Annotated in this window: 4 protein-coding genes, 1 rRNA gene, 2 pseudogenes and 1 other annotated feature; of the genes and pseudogenes, 2 read left to right on the forward strand and 5 right to left on the reverse strand. The window is 38.9% G+C overall.

Features of this window, described 5'->3' with window-relative positions:
* Positions 1-35: 35 nt before the first annotated feature.
* From serS to croR, 5 genes and pseudogenes are all read right to left on the reverse strand, one after another.
* Positions 36-1,313: a serine--tRNA ligase gene (serS, locus tag I6N95_RS10080; RefSeq protein WP_209527207.1), complete on the reverse strand. Its 1,278-nt coding sequence runs from the start codon at positions 1,311-1,313 to the stop codon at positions 36-38.
* Positions 1,314-1,396: 83 nt separating this feature from the next.
* Positions 1,397-1,611 (reverse strand) — a binding site (T-box leader).
* A gap of 54 nt (positions 1,612-1,665) precedes the next feature.
* Entirely contained in the window at positions 1,666-2,994 is a 1,329-nt protein-coding gene (locus tag I6N95_RS10085; protein WP_209527209.1) for a serine hydrolase, read from the reverse strand.
* 79 nt (positions 2,995-3,073) lie between these two features.
* A pseudogene (locus tag I6N95_RS10090) lies at positions 3,074-3,970 on the reverse strand (sensor histidine kinase); the annotation flags it as partial.
* Positions 3,971-4,006: 36 nt separating this feature from the next.
* Positions 4,007-4,252 (reverse strand): annotated as a pseudogene (locus I6N95_RS27900) (sensor histidine kinase); the annotation flags it as partial.
* Positions 4,242-4,931, reverse strand: coding sequence for a response regulator transcription factor CroR (gene croR, locus I6N95_RS10095; RefSeq protein WP_209527212.1), 690 nt, complete (start codon positions 4,929-4,931; stop codon positions 4,242-4,244). The pseudogene I6N95_RS27900 and the gene croR, both read right to left, overlap by 11 nt.
* A 222-nt stretch (positions 4,932-5,153) precedes the next feature.
* Between croR and I6N95_RS10100 the strand changes: the two genes are divergently transcribed.
* Positions 5,154-5,768 carry a histidine phosphatase family protein gene (locus I6N95_RS10100; protein WP_209527214.1) on the forward strand — a complete coding sequence of 205 codons (615 nt, stop codon included), beginning with the start codon at positions 5,154-5,156 and terminating at the stop codon, positions 5,766-5,768.
* Between the two features lie 608 nt (positions 5,769-6,376).
* Positions 6,377-6,994, forward strand: a 16S ribosomal RNA gene (locus I6N95_RS10105); the annotation flags it as partial.

The raw sequence follows: 6,994 nt of genomic DNA on the forward strand, positions 1-6,994 counted from the left end.
AGGCGCAAAAGTTGTGAAATGCTCGGTGCTAAGTTTTAATTTTTAGTGATAATTGTCAGACCACCCATATAAGGAATAAGCACTTCTGGGACAGTGACACTACCATCTGCATTTTGATAATTTTCTAAAATTGCTGCCACGGTTCTGCCGACTGCTAAACCAGAGCCGTTCAGTGTGTGAGCGAATTGTAGTTTACCGTCAGCATTACGATAGCGAATTTTTGCTCGGCGAGCTTGAAAGTCTTCACAGTTAGAACAAGAGCTTATTTCACGGTACACGTCTTGAGCTGGAATCCAAACTTCTAAGTCGTATGTTTTGGCTGCTGCAAATCCCATATCGCCAGTTGAAAGTGTCATGACGCGGTATGGCAAATTCAGTTTTTGTAAAATAGCCTCGGCGTTTGCTGTCATTTTTTCTAATTCATCGTAAGAGTGTTCAGGCTCTGTAAATTTGACCATCTCTACTTTGTTAAATTGGTGTAAGCGAATAAGGCCGCGAGTATCACGTCCAGCGCTACCGGCCTCAGACCTGAAAGATGGGCTTAAGGCTGTAAAGTAAATCGGTAATTCTTCATGAGGAATGATTTCATCTCGATAAAAGTTAGTCAAAGGAACTTCTGATGTGGGGATCAATGTTAGATCAGTGTCGGCTATTTGGAAAACATCTTCTTTAAATTTAGGAAATTGACTAGTACCGTACATTGAAGTGCTATTGACGAGATAAGGTGTCATCATTTCTTGATAACCATGTTCAGTAGTATGAGTGTCCAGCATAAAGTTGTAGATGGCACGTTCTAAGCGAGCCCCGATGCCTTTATAAAAAACGAAACGGCTACCAGACACTTTTGCCCCTCTTTCAAAATCAAGAATGTCCAAATTTTCGGCAATTTCCCAGTGAGGTTTTGCTTCAAACTCAAAGATTCTAGGGTATCCCCATGTGCGAGCTTCCACGTTATCTTCTTCGTCAACACCGATTGGGACAGAATCATTTGGGATGTTCGGTAAATTATCCGCAATTTCCGCAATGCGTTCGTCGACATTTGCAAGTTCCGCATCCAATTCTTTAATTAAGGTCCCAACAGCTTTCATTTGATCAATTTTACCTTGGGCGTCTTCTTTATTTCGCTTTAATTGAGAAATTTCTTCAGAAACTGTGTTGCGTAATTTCTTTTGTTCTTCTACCTCCACTAATAATTCACGGCGGCGTTTGTCCAGTTCCATAAAGGTGACCATTGTTTCTTGTGTAACCCCACGAGTGCTCAGTTTTTTAGTGATTTCGTCAAAATGTTGACGAATTTCTTTAATGTCTAACATCGTTATTCCTCCTCTTTTTTTGCTAGTCTTGATTTAGCAGCATCCACAATAAAAAGCCTTCTCATCCATAGAGCATTTTTGCTCCTTGGGACGAAAAGGCGTAGATTCGCGGTACCACCCAAATTCAACATAACTGTTGCACTTGATTAAGGCTGCTAACGGTTGCCACCGAAATGGATTATTTCTCCATCTACTTTACTGGGATGGACTTCCATGATTTGCTTTATTGACTTGCACTACCCGTCAACTCTCTGTAAAAGCGCCTGATGTACTTATTCCCAAACGTTATCAATATTATTTAACTTAGCATACCGAAAAACGATTACGCTGTCAACCTTTCTGTGGAAGCTGTCTAAAAAATATTGGAAAAGAAGTGCTTAATGGAGCGGCTGGACAATACGAAAAAATTTGCTTTTTTAGTAGCGCCATCAGTGACCATAGAAACAGTGGTTGTCTGTTGTGCTCCATCTAAATATCCTAAGGAATCTTCTGGATAACTAACTTGCAAAGTCCCAACTTGCTGACCGGTTTTGATCGGCGCTTTAAGCCCATTATCTTTATCAAGAAGACCGTAAGTGTTCTCCATTTTAAAAGCTAAGTTTTTTTTGTTCATGTCTTTGCGGTGCCATAACTGAAGAGGATCGTTTGTCACAATTGGAACTGTAAGATCCATACCATTTGGAACATCTATGGTGTTATATCCAGGTAGGGAGCTCCCTTCAGGGTAAAGTATTTCATAAGCCCAATTGTCATAAACAAAATCCATTAATCGAGTGGTTTCTACAAAACGCAAACCACCATCACCATCAGACTCATTTGCATTCATGACGACTGTGATTACTCGCAAGTCATTTTTTACAATAGTCCCAGCAAAAGAAGCGCCAGCTAAATCAGTGGTGCCGGTTTTTAGACCATCAACACCTTCTTTATAGTAATAAAATCCAGGCAACATAAAATTCGAACTTTCTAAAAGAGTTTCCTCATCGGTCCCCTCAGCGAAAACAGCACTAGGTAACTTAGTGGTTTCAAGAAATTCAGGAAAATCATGAATTAGATGTTGAGCAACCAGAGCCACATCTTTGGCTGACATTAAGTTTTCTTCGTTTTCTTTACTGCCAGGATAAATTCGTCCTTGGGCATCTTCGTTATTGATGCCAGATGTTGAAATTAAGTAAGCATCATCGATTCCTAAAGAGAGGGCTTTAGCACGCATGAGATCAACGAAGTCTTTTTCAGTTCCCGCTATTCGTTCTGCTAAAGCTGTCACAGCAGCGTTGGCTGAAATAATGGTACTGGCATTAAAAAGATCTCGAACGGAATATGAACTCCCTTTAACAAGTTTAACATTTGATAAGTTTAAATCTTCACTGATTTTTAGCAGATGGTCACTGATTTCAATTTGCTCATCCCAAGAAATTTGCCCATTTTTTTCTGCTTCTAAAACAATATACAGGGTAAGTAGTTTTGTCATGGAAGCAATAGGCAGTGGTGTGTCCGCATTTTTTTCATAAAATATTTTGCCAGTCTCTGCATCGATTGCAATAGCAGCTTTGGCATTAACGTCAAAATTAGTTTCAGCAGCAGCTTTTAATGGCGTGATTAGGTTAAAACTAATCATCACCAGTGAAATGTAACAGAGGCGTTTAAGCCTAGATGGTAAGTTGATATGATTTAGATTCATTTATTTCTCCTTGTGTAGACACTGTCACTGTTTAAAACCAACATAATTTATTTTAACGAATTATGTTGGTTGTGGCAATTTATTCAATTGTACTACGCATCAGAGGTAAGTGTATCACAAATGAGGTCCACTTACGATCTGATTTAGCATATATGTAGCCACCGTGTAGTACAACAATACTTTGGGCAATAGCCAAACCAAGACCAGTTCCCCCCGTTTCTTGGGAACGAGACTCTTCAACACGATAAAATCGATCAAATAATTGGTTTAAAGAAGCCTCAGGAATTTGCGGGCCATCATTTTTAACTGTAATGATGGCTTCACTGCCAACACGCTCAGCTTCTAATACGATTTGTTTTCCTTGACGTCCATATTTAAGAGCATTAGCAATTAGGTTGTTAAATAAACGAACCAGTTTTTCTGTGTCTCCTTCCATTATGAACGGAGAAGGTGTGGTTATGACATCGACATGCATCCCCTTTTTGTTGGCATCAATTTCAAAATCAACCGCTAGTTGAGCTAGTAGTTGTTCCATATCAAATTGAATTAAGTTAAGCGGGGTGCTCGGTTGACGAACTTTTGTGTATTCAAATAAATCATCGACTAATAATTTCATTTGTTTGGCTTTAGAGTAAGCAGTATGGGTATATTTTAGTAAATCTTCTTCATTACGATATTGTTTTTCTTCTATTAATCCTAAATAACCGATAATGGATGTTAAGGGGGTGCGAATGTCGTGACTAATATTGGTAATCAACTCATCTTTTGATTTTTCGATTTTCCGCTCTTCCTCAATGGCTTCAACCGTACTGTCGACTAAGCCATTGATGCTTTCAATAACCCGTCCCAAATCGCCCGCCAACTCAAAAGGAATGCGATGGCCGTAATTCCCATTAGCGATATAATGGAGCTCACTGATAATGTGGCGCAGTTGCATTTGATGGTAGCGGCGAATCAATCGCCAATATAAGATGATTAAATCAAAAATAATCATAAAACCCAAGGTTAAATTACCTAAAGAATAGAATTTTTCATTGGAGAAAGTCTTCACTAAGACTTCTTTAATATCAAAAATTAAATTTTTAGTCGTAGTGGTGTCTTTAATTAGTAATTGAGCCAGTGATAAAATGGCGATATTTAATAAAATTAATAAGACAATGGTGACGATTCCTTCAATAATTAGTTCGCTCGTTTCTTTTGATGTCAGCTTAATGCGAGACCCCCGTTGAGAGGTATCATTTTTTTGTTTAATTGCCATCAATCTTATAGCCTACTCCCCATACTGTTTGAATGACTTTTTCCCCATCGGTTGCTTCTTCAATTTTATCTCGTAGATGACTGACATGTACCATGACAGTTTTTGCTGAAATTAGGCTTTCTTGTTGCCATACCCGTTCAAAAATTTCGTCAGCGCTAAAGACCCGATTGGGATGGCTGGCCAAGAGATGTAGAATACCGAATTCCAAGGCGGTTAGTTGAATTTCAACCCCTTCATCTGTGGTAACCTCATGGGAATCCTTTTTGATAATCAACGGCCCGATTTCTAAAACATCTGGTTCGTTACTGGTCACTTGCATTTTTGTGCGTCGCAGGAGAGATTTCACTCGAGCCATGACTTCTAATGGATTGAACGGCTTAGTAACATAATCATCTGCACCAGCAATTAACCCTTGAATTTTGTCCATATCCGTTGTTTTGGCTGTTAACATGATAATTGGAATTTGGGACTCTTTACGTAGTTCCTTAACCACTTGCATACCGTCCATAACAGGCATCATAATATCCAAAATCATTAAATCAATGTCAGAAGTTGTTAGAATTTTAGTGATGGCTTCTTTTCCATCATACGCTTTAATCACTTCGTAACCTTCGTTGTGAATATAAATACTCAAAAGTTCAACTATTTCTTTATCATCATCAACAACAAGTATTTTCATTTCATTGCCTCCATCTAATAGCTAATGATAGCTAATTTTAATTTCATTGTAGCAAAAAAAGGAAACAAACCCAAAATTTAAGGGATAAGTTAAATGAAATTTATACTTTTGGCTGAAACCCTTGAATTAAAGTCCCAAATTGGTCATAATTAAAAAGAGAAAGCTAAGATTTCCTAGAAAAAAGATAATGGGTGTAATAAATGAAGCGAGAGGAACCTTAAAATGAAATTATATTTTGTGCGTCATGGTCAAACGGAATTTAATCATATCGGTAGAATCCAAGGTGGAAGGATCGATTCTCCCCTGACTCAAAAGGGAATTGAGGGAGCAAAAAAAGTGGGAAAACGCTTGTCTGAAATTAAGTTTAATCAAGTTTATGTGAGTCCTTTGCAACGAGCCAAAGATACGGCAAGTTTTATTATGGCAGAAAATAAGGACAGTGATCAACCGGCTATAATAGAAGAAACAAATTTTCGTGAACTTCAATTTGGACAATGGGAAGGCCAATTAATCACGGATATTGAAGGTGAACGTCAATATGTGAATTTGAAAACTCGACCAGAAAAATATGATCCTAGCCAACACCAAGGGGAAAGCTATCAGCAATTAGTGGAACGCAGCCGTCATGCTTTAAACAAAATAATTAGCCATCACTCAGAAGCAGCGAATCTTTTGATAGTTTCCCATGGAATTACTCTTACCACACTCCTTAAAGACTTAGAAGGCAAAGAGTTGTCTGCATATCGAGAAAGTGGTTTATTAGATAACACGTCGATCTCAATTATGGAGACGGATGATGAGGGGTTAAATTTCACTTTAATCGCTTATAATAGTTAGGTTTCTAGGCGTTAGTTTTAGCGGCGAAAAAAAACTTTTAAAATAATGTAAATAGTAGTTGCTTTTTGCTGCTGGACTTGGTATATTATATCTTGTCGTTAAGACAACTTCATCAATCTATCTAACAAAAGAAAAAAACTTTTAAAAAAAGTTGTTGACAATTGATCAGCTAACATGTTAGTATAGTTAAGTTGCCTAATGAAGAAGTGAAACGCTTCATGTTATCACAAACTTAAAAAAATAATTAAAAAAGTTGTTGACAACGTCAACCGACTTATGTTATTCTAATTGAGTTGCTGATGAAGAACTAAACCACTTCAACAAGCTGAAAAAAACTTTTGAAAAATAATTAAAAAAGTTGTTGACAAAGACAACTAAACATGTTATTCTAATAAAGTTGCTAAGGCGACGAACAACCAACTGCGAAACAAGCAGTTGATAACTTAGACCTTTGAAAACTGAACAAAGTAAGACGAACCAAATTGTGTAGTTGTTCTTCTTCAGTAGAAGAACACTAAAAGATTTTACGATTTTTTATGAAAAATCGAATAGTGAAGTTACATTCGCTAGCAAACAAATGAGCGAGATCTTCGGATCTTATCAAAACTTTTAATGAGAGTTTGATCCTGGCTCAGGACGAACGCTGGCGGCGTGCCTAATACATGCAAGTCGAACGCAATTTTTCACACCGAGTGCTTGCACTCACCGTGATAATTGAGTGGCGGACGGGTGAGTAACACGTGGGTAACCTGCCCTTCAGTGGGGGATAACACTTGGAAACAGGTGCTAATACCGCATAATTGTTTGAGCCGCCTGGCTCGAATATGAAAGACGCTTTCGGGTGTCGCTAAAGGATGGACCCGCGCTGCATTAGTTAGTTGGTGAGGTAATGGCTCACCAAGACCGTGATGCATAGCCGACCTGAGAGGGTGATCGGCCACACTGGGACTGAGACACGGCCCAGACTCCTACGGGAGGCAGCAGTAGGGAATCTTCGGCAATGGACGAAAGTCTGACCGAGCAACGCCGCGTGAGTGAAGAAGGTTTTCGGATCGTAAAACTCTGTTGTTAGAGAAGAACAAGTGGGAGAGTAACTGTTCCCGCCTTGACGGTATCTAACCAGAAAGCCACGGCTAACTACGTGCCAGCAGCCGCGGTAATACGTAGGTGGCAAGCGTTGTCCGGATTTATTGGGCGTAAAGCGAGCGCAGGTGGTTCTTTAAGTC

This window comes from Vagococcus allomyrinae (assembly GCF_017829975.1).
GTDB lineage: Bacteria > Bacillota > Bacilli > Lactobacillales > Vagococcaceae > Vagococcus_D > Vagococcus_D allomyrinae.

What these genes read in the sequence shown, in the direction of transcription:
- I6N95_RS10100 (WP_209527214.1), top strand. Translation starts at nt 5,154, where the DNA reads ATGAAATTATATTTTGTGCGTCATGGTCAAACGGAATTTAATCATATC.
- serS (WP_209527207.1), bottom strand. Translation starts at nt 1,313, where the DNA reads ATGTTAGACATTAAAGAAATTCGTCAACATTTTGACGAAATCACTAAA.
- I6N95_RS10085 (WP_209527209.1), bottom strand. Translation starts at nt 2,994, where the DNA reads ATGAATCTAAATCATATCAACTTACCATCTAGGCTTAAACGCCTCTGT.
- croR (WP_209527212.1), bottom strand. Translation starts at nt 4,931, where the DNA reads ATGAAAATACTTGTTGTTGATGATGATAAAGAAATAGTTGAACTTTTG.